The sequence below is a fragment of the Flavobacterium johnsoniae genome, assembly GCF_001879205.1.
Classification (GTDB): domain Bacteria; phylum Bacteroidota; class Bacteroidia; order Flavobacteriales; family Flavobacteriaceae; genus Flavobacterium; species Flavobacterium johnsoniae_A.
Window position 1 is genome coordinate 296004 of sequence record NZ_MLFK01000013.1, and the last position, 23683, is coordinate 319686.

General features: G+C 34.4%; 14 protein-coding genes. 2 read left to right on the top strand and 12 right to left on the bottom strand.

Translation table 11 applies throughout. The features are described from left to right. Positions 1 to 63: 63 nt before the first annotated feature. From BKM63_RS23315 to BKM63_RS23335, 5 genes are all read right to left on the bottom strand, one after another. Positions 64 to 6207: a M4 family metallopeptidase gene (locus tag BKM63_RS23315; protein WP_083572324.1), complete on the bottom strand. Its 6144-nt coding sequence runs from the start codon at positions 6205 to 6207 to the stop codon at positions 64 to 66. Positions 6208 to 6614: 407 nt separating this feature from the next. Beyond that, a complete protein-coding gene (locus tag BKM63_RS23320; RefSeq protein ID WP_071638969.1) occupies positions 6615 to 8225 on the bottom strand; it encodes a tetratricopeptide repeat protein in 1611 nt (536 codons plus the stop codon). 168 nt (positions 8226 to 8393) lie between these two features. Next, positions 8394 to 9761 (bottom strand): hypothetical protein, encoded by a 1368-nt coding sequence (locus tag BKM63_RS23325; protein ID WP_071638970.1) that lies wholly within the window; start codon positions 9759 to 9761, stop codon positions 8394 to 8396. 19 nt (positions 9762 to 9780) lie between these two features. Next, positions 9781 to 10578: a hypothetical protein gene (locus BKM63_RS23330; protein ID WP_123907112.1), complete on the bottom strand. Its 798-nt coding sequence runs from the start codon at positions 10576 to 10578 to the stop codon at positions 9781 to 9783. 331 nt (positions 10579 to 10909) lie between these two features. After that, positions 10910 to 11263 carry a hypothetical protein gene (locus BKM63_RS23335; RefSeq protein WP_071638972.1) on the bottom strand — a complete coding sequence of 118 codons (354 nt, stop codon included), beginning with the start codon at positions 11261 to 11263 and terminating at the stop codon, positions 10910 to 10912. A 144-nt stretch (positions 11264 to 11407) separates the two neighbouring features. Between BKM63_RS23335 and BKM63_RS23340 the strand changes: the two genes are divergently transcribed. Together BKM63_RS23340 and BKM63_RS23345 are read left to right on the top strand one after the other, a co-directional pair. Further along, entirely contained in the window at positions 11408 to 12172 is a 765-nt protein-coding gene (locus BKM63_RS23340; protein ID WP_083572325.1) for a LuxR C-terminal-related transcriptional regulator, read from the top strand. A 115-nt stretch (positions 12173 to 12287) separates the two neighbouring features. Further along, positions 12288 to 12506, top strand: coding sequence for a hypothetical protein (locus BKM63_RS23345; protein WP_071638973.1), 219 nt, complete (start codon positions 12288 to 12290; stop codon positions 12504 to 12506). A 51-nt stretch (positions 12507 to 12557) separates the two neighbouring features. On the opposite strand, the gene BKM63_RS23350 is transcribed toward BKM63_RS23345, so the two are convergent. From BKM63_RS23350 to BKM63_RS23380, 7 genes are all read right to left on the bottom strand, one after another. Beyond that, a complete protein-coding gene (locus tag BKM63_RS23350; RefSeq protein ID WP_071638974.1) occupies positions 12558 to 13739 on the bottom strand; it encodes an MFS transporter in 1182 nt (393 codons plus the stop codon). A 138-nt stretch (positions 13740 to 13877) separates the two neighbouring features. Further along, positions 13878 to 14975 (bottom strand): acyltransferase family protein, encoded by a 1098-nt coding sequence (locus tag BKM63_RS23355; protein ID WP_071638975.1) that lies wholly within the window; start codon positions 14973 to 14975, stop codon positions 13878 to 13880. Positions 14976 to 15025: 50 nt separating this feature from the next. Next, positions 15026 to 16432, bottom strand: coding sequence for an MFS transporter (locus BKM63_RS23360; protein ID WP_207539308.1), 1407 nt, complete (start codon positions 16430 to 16432; stop codon positions 15026 to 15028). A 331-nt stretch (positions 16433 to 16763) separates the two neighbouring features. Then, the gene (locus tag BKM63_RS23365; protein ID WP_071638976.1) at positions 16764 to 17903 is read right to left on the bottom strand and encodes an exo-beta-N-acetylmuramidase NamZ family protein; all 1140 of its coding nucleotides are present in this window, start codon (positions 17901 to 17903) and stop codon (positions 16764 to 16766) included. 158 nt (positions 17904 to 18061) lie between these two features. Further along, a complete protein-coding gene (locus BKM63_RS23370; RefSeq protein WP_071638977.1) occupies positions 18062 to 19366 on the bottom strand; it encodes a serine hydrolase domain-containing protein in 1305 nt (434 codons plus the stop codon). A gap of 4 nt (positions 19367 to 19370) precedes the next feature. Then, a complete protein-coding gene (locus tag BKM63_RS23375; protein ID WP_071638978.1) occupies positions 19371 to 21875 on the bottom strand; it encodes a beta-N-acetylhexosaminidase in 2505 nt (834 codons plus the stop codon). 12 nt (positions 21876 to 21887) lie between these two features. Then, positions 21888 to 23369 (bottom strand): glycoside hydrolase family 10 protein, encoded by a 1482-nt coding sequence (locus BKM63_RS23380; RefSeq protein WP_071638979.1) that lies wholly within the window; start codon positions 23367 to 23369, stop codon positions 21888 to 21890. Positions 23370 to 23683 lie beyond the last annotated feature (314 nt).

Below are 23683 nucleotides of genomic sequence, written 5' to 3' on the forward strand. Positions count from 1 at the left end.
CATTTTTGTTTTAAGAATGGCAGCTCTCAAAAAAAAGAGCTGCCGTTTCTATCTCTAATTTTGCTAGTTTTTAATCAGTTTGGCTGTATATTTTTTGTTTTGTATACTGCAGTCTAAAACATAAACTCCCGGACTTAAAGTGCTCACACTTATGTTTGATGGCATAGCTGAATACGTCTTATTCCAAACTGCCTGACCGTCCATAGCATAAATTTTCATTTGCACCTCTCCTTCCACTTTGTCTGCAAGGAAGATGTTTACATTATCCACAGCTGGATTTGGGAATATTCTAAAGGCATTTGTAATTTTCCCAAGAAGCATTCCTTTTGAATCAAATGGTGCAGAAATATTGTTACATCCATTAGTATTAGTCACTTGCAGACTGTAAACTCCTTCCCAAATTGTAATGATAGATTTCTCTGTTGCATTTGGTATAGGTCTGTCGTTCAAGTACCATTGATAAGATGCTGCGTCTACTGAAGCTGTCAACTTTTTATCTCCTGCCGCTATAATTTCCGGAACAATGTTGTTTTCAAGAATTGATATAGTAGTACTAAACGTTTTCCCTATTCCGTTTTCATTATAAACGGTTACAAAATAATCACCACTTTCTGTTGTTTTGTAAGTTGGCTCTGTTGAACCATCAAACCATTCGTAAGACTGGTAGTTTCCAGGATTTAAAACCACTTCTGGACCGCAGACAGCTCCGCTTACCAATTCAGATTCGAAAGTATCAAATGTTGCTGTAATCTTTTCTGTAAGTGTACATCCGTTTTTGGTTGTTATGGTTACCGAGTAATCTCCAGCCTTATTTATTTCAATACCATTCGTAACTTCGCCTGTACTCCATTTGTATGAAGCAACTTTTAATTTATCGGCATTAAAATTAGTCTGTGCATCAATGTATAAGCTTTTGCCCGCATATCCATGAATAAACGGTTTGTCGAATATTTTAAAATCTGATGTTGTTCCCTGGTAGATATAGTTCTGTATTTCATTGTTTTGTGCTATATCATCATTTTCCAGTTTCGCGCTCACATTAAACACATGGGAGTCTCCGTTTGTATCAAGTTTAGGCTGTTTCTTTACAATATATTCTATGCTTTCGCCTACCGGAATTCCTGCTTCCACAGCTTCTGAAATTGTTTCATCTGTATTGATGTATTCTAAATCTAACTGAATACTATTTGCCGGAATCGCAATTTGTCCTTCATTAGTCAGTTTCACCTTAAATTCAGAACCGCCGCATATATCTTTTGGAGATAGGATTTGTACTGATACATCTAAAACAGGATCACTGATAATTTTTAAATCATCTAAAACCATATACGAATAACCGCCTTCTTTAGCATGTCTAAGTCGCAGCATTACAGATTTCCCTGCATATTTAGTTAAGTTTACTGCTCCTTTTTTCCATTCAGTATCTGAATAATCTCCTTGTTTAGCATCTTTCCATAATTCAGTCCATTCACCTCCCTGTGTTTTAATATCTATGCTGAATGAACTCATGTAATTACATTGTATTCCATAGTAAAATTCTAAAGAAGTAGCATTTTCAGATAACTTATACATTGGCGAAACTAGTTCTCCGTTAATAGCATAATATTCCAGCTGATTGTAAAGCATGGTTGCCGAAGAATCTCCTGTATGATCTTTTTTAGGCAGCGTCAGGTTTGTATTATCCGGTTTAGGAACAGCTTTCCAAGGGTAATTATCATCACTTTGATTGGAAACATATCCGTTTGATCCAAATATTGAACCGGGAGCTATAGTTGAAAAATTTTCAACATCTAATTGTGGTGCCTTAGCTACAACCTGAAAAGATTTTGTAAGTGTAGCCGCCTGATCTTTTGACTGACCGTTTGTTATTATTTTTACAGTAACATCATAATTTCCTACTGGCAATTGCGGAATACCATCGAGTGTGTAAACAATGGTCTGATATTGCAATATCTGATCATTTCTTTCTAGCACAACTGGCTCACCCACAGCTTTACCATTTTGTGTAATTTGATATTCTATAGTAGCTTTTTCTACTTTTTTATAAAATACATTTCTTGCCCCTATAAAAAATTCGTGCGAAGGCGCATCTTCATAAATAATTTCAGGTACAACTAAATCAGATAACTGTAAATATTCTGATTTTTCTGTAATCTTAATATTATCTACCGCAAAACCATCACCATATAAACCATTATCATCATGAAGGAATGCTACAAGAACACAAGATTTTCCTGCATACGGAGTTAAATCTACGTGATATTCGATCCAATTATTGATATAGTACATTTTAAAAACGGTATCCCAGGTTTTACCACCATCTGTACTTACTTTTACATATCCGTCTGAAAGTCCTGCTCCATCTCCAAAGCCATCAAATGTTAAGTGCGCTTCTTTATAATTGCTTAAATCTAACACAGGAGACGTTAACATATCATTTGAAGAATCACAACTACAAATATCATCGTTACTCGCCATAAACTGTGTATGTGGTGTTAAGTAAAAACTTGGAGATCTTAAATCTAAATCTGTTCCGTGTTTCCAGCCTGTTGCTCCTTTGTTTTCAGAAGTTCTCCATCCTTTATATCCACTCGCATCTTCAAAATCCATTAGATAAGGAAGCACAGATATTTTCATGTCTTCATTGTTCCAATTATCGTAACTAAAAGCAGCTGTATTATCTTCTGGTCTTACATCCTGAGTCATATTATCAGGAAAAACACAAACTTTAATGGTATTCTCACCGATACTTTTTAAATCAATATTCGGAATTGAATATGTTATGGTATCTCTAAATTTGGTAAACGCTAAGGATACTTTTTCTGTTTTTGAATACACTTCGTTTTGTAAATTATCAAGAATTTCTACGGCAATATTAACCTGCTCTGCTTTTGTTGCAAAATTATTGATGATTTTAGTTGTTATTGCTGCATTATGATTGTCAATTTTACAGTCGCCGGCATCTAAACTTGCAGCTAAAAGCACTAAATCATATGGTGCCTCATCTACATGAATATTATCAATAAATGCTCCTAAAAATCCGTCATTATAATCATCTGTAACAACACGGAAACGAATAGCTCCTTTTTTACCTGCAAGTTCGGTTAAACGAACACCAATTGGTTTCTTTTCAAAATCATTGTTAATTCCGGTAAACCATGGTCCTGATAATACTCCTTCGTCATCTTGATGTAAAGTAGAAGGATAATCGACACCTGTAACTTTTTTCCAGTTTTGGTTATCTTCAGAATATTCAAGAATTAATCCATCATATCCATTATGAAACAACGAAATGATATCAAATTCAAGATATGGGAACGCCACATTAGTAAAATCAAATACCGGCGATTGTAGTGTAAAATCAGCATTCAGAGCCATTCTCTCACCGGTATCACCAAGTTGTACAGTAGCCCAAAAATATTTAGAATTAGTATCTCTAAAGGTATAAGCAGATGCCTGCCAAACAAATTTTTGATTGGTAGCCAATGATTTTGAATACCAGCCCCCAGGTGTTCTTTCAAAATCCTGAGTATACGGAAATTGAGTTACGATACCGCTGTAAACTGCATTTATTCCGCTATTATTTGTTGTTACCGGATCTTTAGCATAAGATACGTAAGCTTCATAAGTATGCAAACCAGCTACCGATAAATCGATCGTACTATCAAAAGGAATTGTCATTTCTGAGTTACCTTTAAAAGCAGTTGTCAGTATAACGTCTTTCCATATTGTTTGGCTGCCAGGAAGTGTATTTGCATATCCTACTTTAAACTGAGTTCCGGCAGGCATATCCTGACAACCCAAATTAAAAATTGTAACTGATAATGCATGATTTGCTGGTAATGCCGTTCCTGTATACTCCGGAAGATTTAATCTTGTAACTTTAAGGTCAAAATCTTTTTGTGCCGGAGGAACCATAAAACTTGAAACAAAAGAAACTCCATCTTTTGCACCAAACTCTGCAATAGGCTTAAAATCAAATTTAACTTCTACATAGTTTAACTTAGTTGTGCTTATAAGATAAGGAAGAGGTTCCTGGATTTTAAAAGTCGTTTCTTCGCCTATCGCCAGATCTTTAGCCAAAGTAACTGTATTATCATTAGTGTAAGTAGTAGTCAGTCTGCCGCCAAAACCCGGAAACATTAATCTTAATTTGTAATTTAAAGGCTCACTTGCTTTAATTACAGTAGATCCTGTGTTTTTAATGGTAATATAAAAAGGTTCATCTCCTTTTAAAACGCCACAAGCAACAGAAGGTTTTTCTACTGAAATAAGCGCTATTTGTTTATCTGCGTAAGCTGTTCCAACACCAATAGCATACCAGGCATTACTAACTTGTTTGTATTCTTCAGAACCTAATCCGTATAGATCTTCCACAACCAGTAAAGTTGCCTGACGCATATCGCTAAAGTTAGAAGAAGGTGATAAATACTCTGTAAGCGTGATATAAGCAATTTTCTCTGCCTTAGCCAGACCAATAGCTTTAACCTCATAACTATTATTAAGGTCATTTACACCTGTACCTCCTTCACTTAAAAGATAAAACCAGTAATTTGTAATACCACTGTTAATGTGTACACCACCATTATCGTAACTAACATTTGTTGGACTTACCCAATTTACTCCCCCATAAGTATCAGGCTGACCCTGCGCTTTTGGGTTACCCATATTTCTCATGCTGCCATGACTGTACAATTCACTGCCCAGCATCCAGATATCTTCTTTCTTGTCTTTTCCAACATAAAATTCAACACACGTACCAAAGATATCACTGAAAGATTCATTCATAGCACCTGATTCTCCCTGATAAATCAGGCCTGCAGTTAAACCTGTTACCCCGTGAGTTAATTCGTGCGCTGTGATTCCTAAACCAACATACGGAGTGCCGTAACCATCTCCAAATTGCGCCCATCCACCAGTCCATGAAGCATTTTCGACGTTAGTACCTAAATGCGCCAGACCAATAATTGTCATACCTTTATCGTCGATACTATTTCGATTAAATCTTTCACCATAATATTCTATGGTTTTCTGCATTCCCCAATGAATATCCATAGCAACCTCATCGTGATCTTTATTATGCAGTTCATTCCAAATATTATCTTCATCCACAAATTCTGTGATAACCTCATCTGCAGCATGTTCGGCATGGTTCATATTCCAGGTTACCATTGGAACTTTGTATTTCCCCTGCAATCCTTCCAGCCTGTATCCGTCAGCATATTGCTTGGTATTAAAAGTTACTTCTCCGGCATATCTTGATTTACCTCTACCTAAACTTTGGCCGTCAATAGCAGCATCACGGCTCAAATCAAGGTCTAAAATTATTTTTCCTGTATTCGCGTCCACATAGATGGTATGGCTTGATTGCGGATTTGTTGCATAAATATTAAATTTCCATGCCAGGTAATATTCTTTCAATTCGGAAGAAAAATTAGGCCCTACATAAACCAGCTCCCCCAGTGGTTTTGTGCTGATATTTTTATCAACTAATGAACCTAATTTTTTACTCTCCCAAATATATTGTTTCGCATTAACCTTCTTAAGTGCATTTTCTAAAGCTGTTGCCGCATTTATTTTGTAATTATTGCTTGCGGTTAATTTCTTTGCAGTAGATCCAAATGCATCAATTTTAGTCTTATTTTCCCTAACCTTATAAATTGCCCCTTCAACAGGAATTGAATTATGGAATTGCTGATAAGTAGCCACGGTTCTTCCGTGATTATCAGAAATAGATTTTAACTGCATTTTATCGGATGCAGCTAAATCAAATTCTCCTTTTTTAACCTCAAATAAGTTTTTAGCCGTTACGTTTGAAGATTTAGAAAACGACTTAACCTTTGTACTAACAGAATCCTGCGGATTTGTTTTGCTGATAGTATTACTTAAATTTTGCCCAAATAATTTTTGGCTTTGCTGTTCTTGTTTTTTTACTGCCTCACTTTCTGCAGCAGAAAGCTCTTTGCCGTTTATTTTTTCTTCTTTTTCAGTAAGAAGATTTGCAGCATCATTATTCTGACTTGAATATGGATCACTGGCTTTTTTAGAAACCTGATCTTTTTTCTGGCTCATAACCGGCGATCCAAGTGCTGTTGCCGCACTGCCTTTTAGTTTGTTTGGAAAAGGTGACTGGGCCATTCCTGCGGAACAGACAAAGAAACCTAACAAAACAAGCCAATACTGGGTCTTGAAGTAAATTTGGTTCATTCTTTTAAATTTAAATTAATATTCTAGTTTATTTGGTTAATCATAAATACACTCCAATAGTTCATAGCAAACCATTAAAGCATTTTCTTAAAATCAATTTGGAGGCTGATTTTTAGAATTTTCTTTTGTTATTTTTTCCAGAATCTTTAAGAGAGTTTTCTTTTTTGTTTCCGTTTCTTCTAAGAGCTGTTCTAAGCTTTTAGGAGATTCATTTTTTTTCTTCCGGTTCATTCCTGTTTTTTTACATCTGCTCGGTAAAAGTAGAATGGAGGTATAGGTTTTTGAAAAAAAAGGGCTATTGCAAAAACACTCACAGGCGGAAAAGCATCACCAAAAAAACACTCAAATAGGGATAAAACAAACTAAATCAAGTAATTAATTTAATTTTAAAATGATAAGTAATAGGGTTAAATAGTATTTAAATAAGTAGAAAGATTTACTTTTTCGTTGGTCAAATCAAACTTTTTACGAAGTCTGGTTCGGGCATTTTCGATAGATTTAAAAGACTGCCCGGTAATTTGAGAGATTTCTTTTGTAGTTAAATCCAAATATAACAGCGCACATAATCGGCGGTCTTTTGGAGTAAGAGAAGGATAATCGACAGTTAATTTATCAAAAAAAGATTTGTGCACCTGTTCAAAACTTATTTCAAATTCTTTCCAGATGTCTGTATTCAAATTCTTTTCCAGACGCTTTAGAACTATATCAATAGCGTGCTGCATTTCTTTATTAACCGTTTTGAGTTTAATCTGTTTAAGATCAGTCAGAATTTCATTTATGCTGTCTGTACGATGAATTTCGGCCATCGCTTTTCCTATGAGAACCTTCTTTTTTGCTTCGAGGCTTTCATTTAAGACTTGCATATTGCTTTTTAATTTTTCTTGCTCAAGCTGGTTTTTTATATTTTTATTTCGATACTTAATAAGTAAAATAATTAAAATCAATATTCCCACAACCAATATCAAACCGACTACATAATACTTAAATCGTTTCTTTTGTTCCGTAAGCATTTTTATCTGAGTGCGCACTTTGTAGTCTTGCTCCAGCTTTACTTTTTCCAGATTTACTGCTTTTTCTTCAACATGAATACTGTCGTTAATTGCATTGTATTTTTCGAAATAGTAGACCGCATTTTTATAATCTTCTTTCTTTACATATACCTGATACAGTATTTTATTTAGGTTTAATACTGAAAAAGTATATTGATTTTCTTTAGTTAATTCCAGTGCCTTTTTTGCATTTGTAATTACAGCTTCATAATTTTTCTCCTGCAACTTATAATCTGAAAAAGACTCATATACAAAAGCTTGTAATAAATTATCAACATTATTATTTAATAAAGAGAAAGCTTTACTAAAATATAAATCGGTGTTTTTTTTATCTTTTTTCAAAGCATATGCCCGAGCCAGATTAGTAGAAATATAAACTTTTAAAACAGTGTCTTTTATGGTTTTATTTACTAATTCGGCCTTATGGTAATAATATAGAGAAGAATCTATATTTTTAGTCAAATAGGTAGTGCCTATATTGTTTAAAATTTTGACTAATTTTTCGGGATCATTCCTTGACTGAAGATAGCGGTATACATTCAAGAAATTTGCCAGCGCTTTATCTTTGTCTTTTCCTTGTCCGTATATAATTGCCAGATTATTTTCTATTTTTGATACTTCTTCAAGATTTCCGTTGTTTTTATAAATCGCATACGCTTTTAAATAATATTGCAGTGCAATATCTAGAACTTCTTTCGAAGAATACATTTTTCCAGCTGTAACATATACATTTGCCAGGGTCAAGTCTGAAACGCGCGAGTTTTTTGCTTCTGTTTCGGCTAATTCTATATACTTTATGGCTCGATCCCAATCTGTTTTTTGCAGTCTTAAGGCTATTTTTCGGCACAACTCTACTTTCTTTTCATGATTGTTAATCGTGTTTACACTATCAATCAATTCTTTTGTTGAAGACTGAGAATGAACACTTAAAGAAAGTACGAGAAAGAATAAAGAAAAAAAACGCGTCATAATATTTAAAGCTCTTAAGAGAGTTTCAAATTTAAAACAAATAAATAAGATTAATAATACGAGAGCTGTAAAAGAAAGAGAATCAACTAGTATTTAGTTTAAGAATTTAAAAAGCCTCTAGTAGAGGCTTTTTCTAAAAAAAAAATTGAGTTTTTGTAAAATTAAAGTTTATTGCCCAAAAAGGCTGCTTATTATTCTCAAGTCAAGATTTACTCCATATGCAAAATCCCAATCCCATTTTTCTTTCTGCCTCAGATCAAATTGCTGTGGAGTAATCGTTTCAACACCATAATCAAAATCTCCCTGAAAATAGTTGACTTTACTATAATTGCCTCCAAAAAATATACTTGCACCTCTTGCGATTTCAAAACTAAATCCTCCAAAGAAATTTTCAAATGCTTTATCACCTAATTTTATACCAATAGTCGGATATATACGTTCATACCAAGCATGATCATTTATGTAACAACGTGTTGATGCTCTGGTTAATATTGCTTTCTTTTTTTCTTTATCTTTTTCAATTAATGATTCAAGTAAAATTATTGGAGAAGTATATAAAGTCGCTGTCGCGGTTATAATACCATTACTTCCTTCTAAAGACTTTTTGACCGTTGATGTAGAATTGCCCAAATCAACCAATGTGAAATCTGGATTTTCAAGTTGTGACACATAAAGACCTACATTTATAGAAGAATGAAAAGTTGGTGCCATTTTTATACTGTATGTACCTATTTTTGTTTTTGTTACTTCTTTTATTACAGTTCTATATATTTCAAAATCAATATTATCTTTATTAGAAGATTGTAAGGACGTTTCATTTATATGCCAAACCAATGTCTCACCATTTGCACTACCAGATTGAAGTTTAAACTTTCCAGCATCAGGATTTTCTATAAATAAACCACTATCAATAGACCCCTTTGACTGGTCTATAGAATATATATAATTTGGTTTGTTTTTAGAATCTAAATAAATTACATGTACATAATATTGAAAATATGGAATACCCTGCGGTACTGTCGTATTTAAAGAATTACCAAATTGATCTATAAATATATGAATTGCACCTTTTTCATCCTTTAATCCAAATTTTGAAGGAGTGATTTTTTTGGCTGAAATATATGCATCAAGAAAGTCATATAAATTTTGCACAGTTCCTTCAACTTTCTCGTTACTCCCATTATATTGGAAAGTAAATTCCAATTTTCCCTTTTTCCCTTTAAGTTCACGTATTTCGAACTGTTTATCAAAAAGGCCGTCAGCATCGTTTATGGCATGCCATTTCCCATCATTTTTTAATGATACTAATTTTTGGTCTCCTTTGAAAACTTCATAACCCTTTTTGCTATCTGCACTTCCATCAATTTGGATATACACACTTTTAAAATTATCCTTTTTCTGAGGATCTTCAATTTTTACATTTTCTAAAAGATTCCCATCAAATTTATTTCCATCGAATGAATAATTGACTTTGAAATCTTGCCCCAGACTGACCAATGAGCTTAAAAGAAATAAAATAAGTAATTTTGTTTTCATAGTTTTCTATTTATTAATTTTATAAAACAATTGCATTAAAATAATCTTTGATTCTAATATAAGGCAGATAATATGTATTTTTTCCATCAGAACCTAAAACGATTCCAATAATCTGATTATCATTCATAATTACAATACCTCCCGAATCTCCGCCTGAAGTTACACTATCTTCTAAGCAGCTAACTCCATAAAAAATGTGATAAAAAGAAAGATTATCAGTAGAATAATTAAACTCTAGTATTGTTGAAACATTTTTTATTGTAGACCGCTGCAATTTGCTGATGTTTCCGTATACTTTTACTTCTTTATACTTATTATAATTATTGGTTGCATTATAATAACCTTGAATTTTACCAACCCCAGGGACTATGTTTGATACTTTTTGATGATCATTTGGGTCAATTCTACAAAAAGCTACATCAAGCCTATCATTAAATGCTCCTCTAAAAACAGTTCCTTTTATTGATTGATCCTGCCCTATAACAACTTTTGGCAAATTATTTCCTAAGTCTGGAACATAACTCGTGGAGTCTGTGATAAATTGACTTCCCATTACATGCATATTAGAAACTGCAATAATATCACTATCTTTTTTGAGAAAAATACTGCACGAACCTATTTCGTTAACTGTAGAATTTAAAACTCTACAACCAGGGTATCCGCTTTGAAGTTTAAAATGATTGCGTTCAATTATATCAGTGGGTATTTTATAAAGTAAATGATTTGGAAAAATGATTTCTATATATGGAGGAATTGAATTATAATTCTCATCAGGATTTTTTTTCAAAACATGAAATACAATGCTGTAGATTCTCATTTTTTTGTTTTTTTTAACTTTTTGATCTACATGCAATCCTATCATGTTTGGAAACTTTCGTTTTAGTTCCAAATAATTTTCTTCACAATATTGCTGAAGAAATTTGAGTTTTTTATTTGTGGCTGAATTCAATATTAGAATATTTGATTTTTAAGATATTACTCGTTTTTTTTAATATTACAACCTCATTAATTCTTTCGTAATAAAATTTATTTTTTTTCTTCTGTAGTAGTTACTCCCGTTATAATGTCAGTTGTTACTTTTGTTTTTATTTCTGCCACTGGCTCATCTTCCTCATTATTAACGTCATTATCACTATCCCGCAGCATTTTTATAAAATATAAACGAGTCCCAATATAATCTTAGTCAGCCAGTCGCTTACCTGAAGTAAGTTATCATTACCCATATACCGCGATTTCACCTTTTCGGATTCGTCTATTACTATAGTTCTTGGAATACCAAATAAAAAACCTATTAAAGTAGTAAATGCAAAAATACCTCCTGCTATAAAAAACAAAGTGGTAAAGACAGGAATAAAAGTTTTATCATTATCACATGCGTATAGAACAGTAAAAACAAGTCCTATAATAACTAAAACGAGAATAAATATTATGCCTTTATTCCCTCTCTCATCAACAAGGTTATTTTCAATAGGTGCTTTATTGCTTTTTCCAAAACTAAACATAATTATAATGCTTTAATAATTATCATTAAACCAATTTTAACATTTCAAATTTAAACGTTAAACAATTCTTAAAAAATACTCACTAATGAGTATTTTTTTAAGAATATTTTTCTTAGTTTTAGCTCACCCAAAAACAACTCTATTATGAATCAGGATCCACTAGCAGAATTGCAGAAAATCTGGAGTAGTGTCGCAAAATCTGATGTTTATATTGCACCTAACTACAGTCTGGAGTATATAAAAAGAATAGTTGATATCTTTTCTGTAGGAGAATATTATTATCTTATTTTTAATCTTGCTACCTCAACAATTGAATATGTACAAGATAATGTTACTAAGGTTTTAGGATGTTTGCCAGAAAAATTTACAACCGAATATTCTATTGAAAACATTCATCCTGATGATATTCCATTCTTTTTGAATATCGAAAATACAGCGATGAAATTCTTTTCGCAGTTTTCTCCTGAAAAATTAATGAAATATAAAATCAGGTACGATTACAGGATTAAACACACCAATGGCAAGTATGTGAGGATATTACAACAGATTTATACCATCCAGACATCACCCGAAGGAGGTGCATTACGAGTACTCGATATTCATACGGACATTACGCATTTAAAACCAACCGGCAGACCTGTATTATCTTTTATTGGTCTTGATGGTGAACCTTCTTATATTGATGTCGAAATACAAACTGCTTTTAAACCCTCGAAAGAAATCCTTACTAAAAGAGAAAAAGAGATCTTAAGAAACCTTATTGACGGCCATAACAGCAAATCCCTTTCAGATAAATTATTTCTAAGTGTCGAAACCATTAACACTCACAGAAGAAATATTCTAAGAAAAACCAAAACGAAAAACACAACTGAAGTAATCACCAAAGCAATCAAAGAAGGCTGGTTTTAACTCTCTCATACTTCGCACATTAAACATGTGAATTTGATAAGATATTCATTTTATTATATAAGTAATACTGTATCAGTCTGAGTACTTTTAGATACTTTTATTAAACCTTACTAAGATGAAAAATTCAAAAACAAATCAAAGAGAAAACTACAGCTGCACTGCATCCAGAAGCCGTTTGTTTAGTGGCGAAAACAATGAATTGGTATACGTAAAAATCTATAAAGGCGACTGGGGTGACTGGGATGAAAAACCAACTGGAAGTCATAAAGATAATGAACCGTGTATCCGAAAAGATTCAAATACTGGCGAAAAAAACCTTGCACCTAATGCCTAATCCTTGGAATATAATTCAGATTGAGATTAGACAGTGATATGCTTATTAATTTTAAGCCGGATTTTTCTTGTTCTTACTTCTTTTCCAATACAATAGATATAAAAACCCAATAGTTAATACCAAAATATCTATTTTCATAATCTGCGGTATACGCATTATCTGGTCGCTGTAATAACTGCCTCCCAGAAGTGCTCCTAGTCCAATTCCTAATTCCATCGAAATGTACATCGTTGCTACGGCTTTTCCGCGATGTTCAGGTCTGCTTAAATCAATAGTCCAGGCACTTATTGCCGGTGATAAAATACCGGTACCCATACCGTAAATCCCGGCTCCTATTAAGAGCATTCCGGGACTTTTCCCTTCACTAATTACAAATAAAGCAATGGACGTGATAATTAATCCGGCCAAGATAACATTGGTTCGCCCGTGTCTGTCTGACATTTTACCTGCTCCAAAGCGTACCAGAACAGATGCTGCCGTAAAAGCTGTAAAAAATACCCCTTTGTTTTGTGTTCCCAGATGTTCACTCCAATCCGGAATCAAAGTAAGTATCAGTCCGTAAGCGGTATAAGAAAAGAAAGTTATAATTCCTGCCGGAAGTGCTCCTCTGTCTATGATATCATTTCTGCCGATATAAAACATGGATTTATTTAGTTTTTCTTTCCCGGCCAGCGTTTCTTTCATATTCATTACAATTACAATAGACAAAAAAGCAATGAAAGAAGAAGCATAAAACATCGCATTAATTCCAAATGCATTTACAATTAAACTCCCAAATGCAGGTCCCAAAGCACCTCCAATACTAAAACATAAACCGTGCATTCCCAAAGCTTCTCCCCATCTTTCCTGCGGAATAATATCGGCAACATAAGCTGATGTAGCCGTGGGCTTAAAACCTGTTGAAAAACCGTGAACTAAACGCAGCAGCAAAAAACCGGAAACGGAACTCAAAACAGGATATAGAAATCCGCAGATGACACATACAGAAGATCCTATGGCCATAACAGGAACACGCCCCCATTTATCAGTAAGTTTACCGCTGAAAGGACGGGAAATTGCAGCCGTAAGCGTAAATAACGAAATAATAAGCCCTTTATACTCCGCACCTCCCAGACTGCTTAAATAATTGGGAAGCTCTGGTATCATCATATTAAAACTCGAAGAGAATAATAAAGAACTCAAACAGAGTAAAACAAACTGAAGTGTATAAATTGATTTTTTATTCTGGGACATTATTGGGCGATTAAAGTAAATTTGATATGGAGAGAAAACGCAATACCAAGCTGCAAATTTACCTATTCCAAAGGCATAATTTTAAATAAACTTTTAAAAGTTGAGAAAGTATTGAACTCCTTGAAATTGAATGTTATTTTATTTTTGTAAAGTTTTTTTACTTCGTTTATCACTTAAATATTTCCTAAACGGAATATCATAAAATTTCATTACCAAGTAAGCAAATCCAACAAGCAGAATCGCTGCGGTTACAACAATAAAAGTTAATGACATCGTATCCGGTTTATGTGTCGTGTAATAATTTCCAAACATCCACAATACGGCATAATGAGTCATATAGAGCGGATAAGAGATTTGTCCTGAAAATACGCATATCTTTTTCAAACCAGGTTTCAAAACTGATCCGGCACCCAAAGCCACTAATAATGGAAAGTAAAATAATATTACTAAAGGTTCAGATATCCAGTTCCAATCTGAAAATGGCATTACAAAAGCCAATAACAATAATAGAGAAAGTCCTCCAAATCCGAGTTTGTTTTTGATAATCCAATTAGAGCGGTAAATAAGTAATCCGGCTAAAAAAGAATACGATATTCTGGCACAGCCGTCCAAAAAAGTCGGGCCGCTCCATCCTCCTAATAAATTCCCGGAATTGTACCCCACATAACAAATCGCCGCTGCTGAAAGTATTGTTAGGATCAGCAGGTAACTTCGGCCAATTCTATAAAGTACAAATGCATATACAATATTGGCAATATATTCCCAAAACAATGACCATGCAGGTGCATTAAAACTGAATAAATTAAACCCTCGATCTTCAATTACAGGAAAAGGAATAAGAAATATCGAACATAAAAAAGTCAGCATAATTTTACCGGCGCTGTACAGTTCCAGATGTCCGCCAAACGGATCGAACAAAAAAGCAAGTAAACCTAATATTGATCCAGCGATAACCAAAGGATGAAGTCTTATAATTCTTGAGATAAAAAAATTACGAAGTCCCATTTTTACAATGCGGTCATCATAAGCATATCCAATTACAAATCCGGAAAGACAGAAAAAGAAATCAACAGCCAAAAAACCATGTCCGATAAAATTTTCACCGGGATCTGTAAAAACCCATTCCATAAAATGAAATATTACAACTGCTAAAGCTGCGATACCCCTTAGTCCATCAAGTATTTCAAAATGTTGTTTGGTTTGTAAAATGGCAGTCGGGGTATCGTTTGTATTCATTATAATGTAAATCGGGTCTTGGGTAAATTAATTTATAGTTTAGTTTTTTTTTAATTAGCAGGTTTTAAATTATCACCATCTTTAAAATGAAGTCTTCTAAAAACAAGTCCTGATAAAATAGTTAAAGAACCTACCACCAGAAAAGTATACCTAAAAGCATTATGAATTTCATGATGAATAAGTTTTACATCACCCTGAAAAATTTTAAGGACCAATAATCCAAAAGCAATTCCGAAACCAATTGCCAATTGCTGATTAACGGAAATTAAAGAATTCCCACTGCTGGTATGATACTGTCTTAAATCGGCAATGGAAATAGAGTTCATGGAAGTAAATTGTATCGAGTTAAAGAAACCTAATATTGAAATTATAGGAACATACCAATAAATAGAATTATGAATAGAGGGAATAGCCAGACAGCAAATTAAAACACCAATAATAAAAGTATTCACCATTAATGTTTTTCGGTATCCAAAGGTGTTTAAAATACCAATTACTGCCGATTTTCCAAACATGGCCGTAAGCGCCATTGGAGCCACAATCCACCCGGACACAACAGCAGATTGTCCATAAGCAATCTGAATCATCATTGGCAGTAACAACGGAATAGCACTAATTCCTAAACGGGTAGCCAAATTGCCCACAATACCAACTCTAAAGGTTCTTACCTGGAATAAATTTAAAGGAAAAATAGGATTATTATCTCGTGATGCATGGCGGTAATACCAATAAAGCATTAAAAAACCAGACATTAAAATGACTAAAACAGGAGACACACGAACAGTATTACCAAATAGTTCCAGCGAAATAGACAATAAAAGTGACGCTCCGGCGAAGATGAAAAAACCTTTTAAATCAAAGTCGATTATTTTAGATTTATAATTGGGCATATACTTCAGACTTAAAAGAATCCCAATAAGGCCAAACGGAATATTGATTAGAAAAATCCAGTGCCAGGACAAATAATCAACCATATAACCTCCTACCAAGGGTCCTAATACCGGTCCAATTAAGGCAGGAATAATAGCAAAGTTCATCGCCTTAAGCAATTCATTTTTAGGAAATGTTTTAATGAGAGCCAGTTTTCCTACCGGTGTCATTAAACTACCGCCCACGCCCTGAACGATTCTGGCTAAAACTAAATGAGTCAGGTTTTGAGAAAGCGAGCAAAATAAGGATCCGAGGCTAAATAAAACTAAAGCAGCAATAAAAACTTTTTTTGTACCGAATTTATCCGATAAAAAACCGCTGACAGGCATAAAAAGTGCCAAGGTTAAAACATAACTTATAATTGCATTCTGCATATCCAGAGGCGATTCGTGCAGATCTTTGGCAATAGAAGGCAGTGAAGTATTTAAAATTGTCGAATCAAGCATCTGCATAAAAATAGAAGTCGCTAAAATAATGGGCAATACTTTTTTTATCGCTTCAACATTTTGCTCTGTAATCACTGTCATCGTTTTTATTTTAAGACTTGAACTATCTTTATTTATTATTTTCCGAAGAATAAAATTCTAATTTTCTCCCGAAAAAATAAAGATACAAAAAACATTCTTGCTTATCCTTACTTACAATTTGATTAATGTACACATGAGTGTAAGTGACTCAAATATCTAGTTCCTAAATTTTATTTATTATAAAAGCTCCAGAGGAGCTCAATATTTATAGCATAATTTATTTCTCCATACATAAAGCTCCATCGGAGCGGCATATTTATATCGCTCCGATGGAGCTTGAAATCAGGGATTTATAATTGCTATAGGTATTATGCTCCACTGGAGCATCTTTTTAGCGATAAATTAAATAAGGCGCTCTCATTTTCTTAAAGTTTTTCAAACCTTCCTGCCAGCTTTTTCTAATTTCTTCTTCAGATGTTCCGGCTTCGATTTGCTGTTGTAATTTTTCATTTCCGGCTCTTATAGAAAATTTTCTTTTGTCGAAAAATTTCGATTTATCCGAAGTTGACTGATACGCTTTAATCAGCCATTTAATTTCCAGTTTGTTAATTCTAGGAATAGCCGATAAATCTTCTCCATTACATTCCACTCCATTGTACAAAGGGTCTTTATCTCCAAAATTAGGTTTTGGAGTAAAGGCAAAATTGCTTTTTGGTAAATACGGCGAACCATAAATCTGGAATTGCTTTTCCGTACCGCGTCCCATACTTACGTTCGTTCCTTCAAAAAGGCACAAACTCACATATAAATTAACCGATTGGTCGTTTGGTAAATTTGGCGAAGGCCGAACAGGTAAACTATACGTCATTTTTCTATTATAATTCAAACACGGAATAACTGTCAATTTGCATTGTACTCCATTTTTCAGCCATTTTTGACCATTAATCATTTTCGCTTCTTCGCCCAAAGTCATTCCGTGAAGCAAAGGCGTTGGATGCATCCCGATACCGCTTTGAAAAGCAATGTCCAAAACCGGACCGTCAACAATCGCAATATTAGGATTTGGGCGGTCCAGTACAATCAGCGGAACATTATTCTCTGCACAGGCTTCCATAATTCTGTGCATTGTAGAAACGTAAGTATATAATCTTGTTCCAACATCCTGTAAATCAAAAACCATGATATCAATATTTTTCAATTGTTCAGGGGTTGGCTTATTATTTTTTCCGTAAAGGGAAGTAATCGACAAGCCCGTTTTGGCATCGATTTCATCAGAAACATGTTCGCCTGCATCAGCTGTACCTCTAAATCCGTGTTCAGGAGCAAAAATCGTTTTGATCTTGATATTTTTCTGAACCAAAAAATCAACTAAATGAGTTTTAGAATCGATAATTCCGGTTTGATTGGTAACGATACCAACGCTTTTCCCTTTCAGTAAAGGCAGATAGGCATTGTAATTCTGCGCTCCGGTTTTTATTTGAGCAAACGAAACTGTGGATATTAAAACACAGATTAGGATTAGTTTTTTCATATCAATTATATTTTTTTGCCACAGATTAAAAGGATTAAAATGATTTTTGACACAAATTGCACTAATTAACACAAATCAATTCGGGAAAATTTGTGCAATTCGTGGCAAAATAAAAATAGAAATCTGTGAAAATCCTTTTAATCTGCGGCAAACCTCTTTTACTTATTAATCTGCCTCCAAATTTTAGCACTAAAATCATCTTTATACATTAATCTATTTGTTCTCGTTGGATTTACGCGATTGGTAAGAATAATGAGAAATCTCTCCGTATCCGGATTTAGAAAGAAAAAAGTTCCTGTAAAACCCGTATGTCCAAAATCATCTGCTTTAAAAAACTCATCCGGTTTTCGTTTATCAAAACCGAGTCCGCGGTAAATTCCTTCTTTGGCAAGAGGCGATTTTGTAAACTCTTTTACAATCGCTGCTTTTAGAATTTGTTTTCCATTATACTTTCCGTTATTTAACAGCATTTTGCAGATAACAGCAATCGATTCTGCATTGGCAAACAAACCAGCATTTCCGGAAACTCCACCAAAAATAGCAGCAGCTTCATCATGAACATATCCGTGAATAGTATCTTTTCTAAAAAAATTATCTACTTCAGTCGGCATTACATTTTCGATGGAAGTCCACTTTAAAGGATTATATCCGATTTTTGAAATACCTAGTTCGTTATAAATTTCATTAGTCAGCTGATCTAGTTTTTTTCCTGTTTTGGTTTCTATCATTTGTTTTACCAAAAGCAGATTTAAATCACTATATACATATTTCCCACGTGGATTGACATTTGCAGCGGCAATCTGCGCATAAACGGTTTTATAAAATTCCGGATTCAGCCACATATTTTTATAAATCTGGATCCAATTTTCTTTTGGCATAAAAGAAAGGTAATTAGAATCGTAAACAATATTCTTGTTTACATACATCGTATCAAACAATTCAGGATATTCGGCAGATTTTTCACTGCTTAGCAAAGGCGATCCATCAGGCGTTGAAAGCAGACTTTGATAAAAAGTAATACTGGCTTTTAATCCTGAAGTATGGGTTAATAATTCAAAAAGAGTCAAATCTGCAATGGGTGTACTTTTGTAAACAGCTGCAACATCTCCTAATTTATCGGTAAGTTTTATTTTATCTTCACCAGCCAGACGCATCGTCACCAGAGTTGCTCCCAATACTTTAGACATCGATGCCAGATCGTAAACATCTTCTGATTTTACAGACTGTTTTTTTGAGTAATCCTGAAAGCCATAATTTTTCGAAATAAAAACAGCATCTCTATTTCCCACCATAATCTGAGCTCCCGGAAAAAATCCTTTTTGGAGCGCATTTGTCATCATAGAATCAATGTAAACTTCATTTCGTTTTACATCAAAAGACTGCTTTGCTTTATTTTGGCCATAACCGCTGATTCCTAAAAACACCAACGAAACAAGTGCAATTCTTATCATTGTCTTTTTCATTCTTTTAAGGATTAATTCGTAAGTCCTGCCCCGCCATAAGAGGTTCATTATTTGTTCCTGTTATAACAATTTTTACTGCTTTTACAGGCTCTTTTGGATAGATCGATGTATTTCCATAATCAAAAGCATCTCCTTTTATAAAATCAATTCCGTTATAAGAATATGCTGCATAACCGTTGTTCACAATGAATCTCGGGTGATGCGGAATTCCCGTTAACACATCAATTTTAGAAGACGTTACAGGAGTAGTAAAAGTATACAAAATCCAGTCACCATCTGCACACGGAACATCGGTGCGTAAATAAGTTTCGACATTATAATCTTCTAAATTCGAGATTGGAAATTTAGGATTTTCGGCCATTGATGATGTCACTTTTACTTCCGGTTCTAAATAAGGCGAACAATTGAAATTTACCTTTGCAGCAGATTCTTTTGCTTCTTTATTTTCTACCGTAAAATCTAAACGATAGGTATTTTTTTCATTGTAATTTTCAATTACAAATCGCAGGCGGGGTTTTAATTTTAACGCTTTTTCTTCTGGGAAACTTTGTATCAGTTTATCATTTTCAAAAAGCGAAACTGTTCTTACAAAGCCGTTAGCACTTCCATCTGCAGTTGGATTAAAAGTCAAATACCAAATCCCGTTTTTATCCACATGTTCTGAAATATTTTCCGAAATATTTAAAACCTCTGCTTTTGAAGTATTCCAATTGGCGACAGGCAGTTTTTCTACTTTAACCGCCGGACTTGCCACCTCTTCATTAAAGAAAGTACGAAACTGATATTGCTCGTAGTTTTTTGCTTGAATTGGTCCAGTATACAAAGTCGATTGTCTTGTTGGTTCGCTTCCCTGTGCATCATAGCGTACAACTGCTCCTTCGTAAGGAGGCGTTACGGTAATAGTTCCATTTTGATAAATTGCCGTTGGCGGAAAATCCCTAAAAGCAATACCCATATTGGCTAAACGCTGTAAGTGGCTGTGGGTTAATCTTCCATAAAAATCATCCCAGTTTTTGTCTTCTTTTTTAGACCATCCAATTTCAGACAACGCACTGATTCTCGGATAACTTTGGTATTCCATAATCCGAGCCGGACGATCCAGATATTCACTCCACAAAGCGCCCTGAACTCCCTTTATCATTTTCTGCTGTTCTGGTGTTAAATCATCGGTAGGAATTGGTTCAAACGAATACGCTCTTTTGGTATCTGTAATCGCGGCCCAGCGGTGACCACGCTCATTTTCAGATTGTGCCATATCGAAATACGTATATTGTCCGGGCATCATAATAGTTTGATATCCTTTTTTAGCCGATTCAATTCCATAACTTATTCCCTGCCATGCAGAAATCAGTGTATTCGGATCAATTTCTCCTCCTTTTAAAATCTCGTTCCAGCCATTTGTTTTTTTATGGTATTTATCTACAATTTTTTGAACTCTTCTAAAGAAATAATTTTGAAGCTGAAAACTATCCGTAAATCCTTCTTTTGCCATCAAAGCCTGGCATTTTGGGCAATGCTCCCAGTTGGCACGATTGACTTCATCTCCTGCTATATGAATATATTCAAAAGGAAAAATTCCCAAAACTTCTCTAATGATCGAATCTAAAATTTGGTAGTTTTCCTCACGTCCTACGCACCAAACATTTTTTACTTCACCCTGCACACTTTTAAGTTCCTGCGTTATAGCACAGCCCACTTCTGGGTAAGAAGCGGTTACCGCACGCGAGTGTCCCGGAATTTCAATTTCGGGCATTACAGAAATTCCTCTGGCAGATGCATACGCAACCACTTCTTTCATATCTGCCTGTGTATAAAATCCTCCGTAACGTTTGTCACCAGATCCGTAAGACGGCAGTAAAACTTCTCCGGGTCCTCTCCACGCACCTTTTAAAGTTAAGTCCGGCATTGATTTAATTTCGGCTCGCCAGCCGTTATCATCTGTTAAATGCCAGTGAAAAATATTCATTTTATGTGCTGCCAGCCAGTCAATATAATTTTTAACAGTTTGTTTATCAAAAAACTGTCTCGAACAATCGAGCATCATACCGCGCCATTCAAAACGAGGATAATCTTCTATTTTTGCAAACGGGATTGTTCCTTTCTTAACCTCTTTTGCAGAACAAATCTGCAATAAAGTCTGTAATCCGTTTAAAACTCCATTTGAAGATTTTCCCTTTACCAGAATCCCTTTTTTGTTAATCGTCAATTTATAACCATCATTTGGAAGATTCATTTTCTCATCAACCAAAAATGCGATTGTATTTTTTTTATGTTTATTTCCAATGGAAACGACAGGATTAATTCCGGTATATGTCAAAAAAGAAGCTTTTATATAATCAGCACTTTTTTCTGCTTTTTTATCTACCACGATTTGAACCAATGACGGAATTACGAATGTTCCCTCATTTTGCTCAATCTTAACCGGTTTTGGAATAATATCTAGTTTCTGGGCTTGTATGGTACTTAAAGAACTCAGAAAAATGGCAATTAGCAAAATACTTTTTCTCATTACTATATCTTTTTATCTTGTTATAAATTCTATTGGGAGACTTTCTGTCTGGGTCTGACTCAAAGCAGAAACGGCATAGATATAAGTTTCAAATTCAGTTGTCGGAACTTCAAATTTTGTCGCTGTTGTAACATAATAAATATTTTCAGCATTAGAAAAATCAGTTATTTTTCCTTTTGGAAATCTATAAATAACAAATTTCTTGTCGCTTAATCCTGCTTTCCACGTCAGCACGGCATTAGGTCCTTTTTTAACAATCAAAGCATTTGTTGGCGGCTGTGGTTTTATTCTTGTAATTCTGCTTGCTTCTGGCGTTAAGGCAATATACTTATATTGTTTTTGAAGAAGAGGATTTCGCAGCGTATCTCCTTTTTTAAGAAAAGTAGATGCCGTAAAATGCATCGAACCGTCAATTAAAGGCATTTTGCGGATCATTTCTATCTGTTTCACAATTTGATCCGGACTTCTCCACTCTGGTTCTTTGGCGGTATTCGAGATCTTATAATCACCGTGGCCTATATAAACATTGGCTCCGTATTTGTGTGCTGCCCACCATTTTGCCAAAACTTCAAAATTTGCTCTGTCAAAACCAATGTGCCAATACAATTGAGGTGTTACATAATCGATCCAGTTTTCTTTTTGCCATTTTAAAATATTGGCATACAAATCATCGTAATTAGTCGCTCCGGCCACAGTATTCGAACCTTCTGAATCTTTGGCAATATTTCGCCACACGCCAAAAGGCGAAATTCCGAATTCCACTTCCGGTTTATTCGCAATAATGGTATCTCTAATTTGTTTGATAATTAAATCTACATTGTCTCTTCTCCAATCGTCTTTGTCTTTAAACTGACGCGGTTCTTTCGCAAATGCTTTCTCATCCGGAAATTCTTGTCCGGTTATTTTATAAGGATAAAAATAATCGTCCATGTGAACGGCCTGGATGTCATATTTCCGAACTATTTCACCCACTACAGAAGCAACAAAATCTCGGGTTTCTTTGTAGCCCGGATTAAAATATCTTGATTTTCCATAAGTCAGAAACAGTTCTGGTTTCTTAAAATACAAATGCGTTTTGGCCAATACTTCTTTGGTGGTATCTTTTTGAACGCGATACGGATTCAGCCATACGTGAACGTTCATTCCTCTTTTTCCGGCTTCGTCAATCATCATTTGCAGCGGATCAAATCCCGGAGCAACGCCCTGAGTTCCGGTTATCCAATGTGAAGCCGGTTCTTTTGTCGATTTGTAATACGCATCAGCAGTTGGGCGGATTTGAAAAATGACAGTATTCAGATTATTAGATCGTAAATTATCCAGAATGGTGATCATTTCAGATTTCATCTGTTTGTCTGATAATCCTGGTTTTGACGGCCAGTCGATATTGTCTACGGTAGAAATCCAAGCAGCGCGCATTTCTCTTTTTGGTGATTCCTGACTGAAAAGTTTCGTTTGAAACAGCAGTATCAGAATTAAAATTTTTAGGCTTTTCATAGGTACTATTTTTGGTTAGTTAATGTTGTTGAAAATTAACCGCAAAGAGCGCAATCCCGAAACCTCGGGATACGCAAGATTTGCTAAGTTTTTTTTCTATGTATTCCTTTTTAATCTCGCAAAGACGCGAAGTCGCAAAGTTTTTTAATCTATTATTTTTTCACGCAGATTTAGCAGATTTAATTCGTAACAAATTTCGGCAGCAAAAAATCTTTTTAATCTTATAATCTGTGGCTCAAAAAATACCTAACAGGTTTTTAAAACCTGTTAGGATAGGTAACCAACCTAATTTTATGCATTACTTATTGTAAATC

What these genes read in the sequence shown, in the direction of transcription:
- BKM63_RS23315 (WP_083572324.1), bottom strand. Translation starts at nt 6,207, where the DNA reads ATGAACCAAATTTACTTCAAGACCCAGTATTGGCTTGTTTTGTTAGGT.
- BKM63_RS23320 (WP_071638969.1), bottom strand. Translation starts at nt 8,225, where the DNA reads ATGACGCGTTTTTTTTCTTTATTCTTTCTCGTACTTTCTTTAAGTGTT.
- BKM63_RS23325 (WP_071638970.1), bottom strand. Translation starts at nt 9,761, where the DNA reads ATGAAAACAAAATTACTTATTTTATTTCTTTTAAGCTCATTGGTCAGT.
- BKM63_RS23330 (WP_123907112.1), bottom strand. Translation starts at nt 10,578, where the DNA reads ATGAGAATCTACAGCATTGTATTTCATGTTTTGAAAAAAAATCCTGAT.
- BKM63_RS23335 (WP_071638972.1), bottom strand. Translation starts at nt 11,263, where the DNA reads ATGTTTAGTTTTGGAAAAAGCAATAAAGCACCTATTGAAAATAACCTT.
- BKM63_RS23340 (WP_083572325.1), top strand. Translation starts at nt 11,408, where the DNA reads ATGAATCAGGATCCACTAGCAGAATTGCAGAAAATCTGGAGTAGTGTC.
- BKM63_RS23345 (WP_071638973.1), top strand. Translation starts at nt 12,288, where the DNA reads ATGAAAAATTCAAAAACAAATCAAAGAGAAAACTACAGCTGCACTGCA.
- BKM63_RS23350 (WP_071638974.1), bottom strand. Translation starts at nt 13,739, where the DNA reads ATGTCCCAGAATAAAAAATCAATTTATACACTTCAGTTTGTTTTACTC.
- BKM63_RS23355 (WP_071638975.1), bottom strand. Translation starts at nt 14,975, where the DNA reads ATGAATACAAACGATACCCCGACTGCCATTTTACAAACCAAACAACAT.
- BKM63_RS23360 (WP_207539308.1), bottom strand. Translation starts at nt 16,432, where the DNA reads ATGACAGTGATTACAGAGCAAAATGTTGAAGCGATAAAAAAAGTATTG.
- BKM63_RS23365 (WP_071638976.1), bottom strand. Translation starts at nt 17,903, where the DNA reads ATGAAAAAACTAATCCTAATCTGTGTTTTAATATCCACAGTTTCGTTT.
- BKM63_RS23370 (WP_071638977.1), bottom strand. Translation starts at nt 19,366, where the DNA reads ATGAAAAAGACAATGATAAGAATTGCACTTGTTTCGTTGGTGTTTTTA.
- BKM63_RS23375 (WP_071638978.1), bottom strand. Translation starts at nt 21,875, where the DNA reads ATGAGAAAAAGTATTTTGCTAATTGCCATTTTTCTGAGTTCTTTAAGT.
- BKM63_RS23380 (WP_071638979.1), bottom strand. Translation starts at nt 23,369, where the DNA reads ATGAAAAGCCTAAAAATTTTAATTCTGATACTGCTGTTTCAAACGAAA.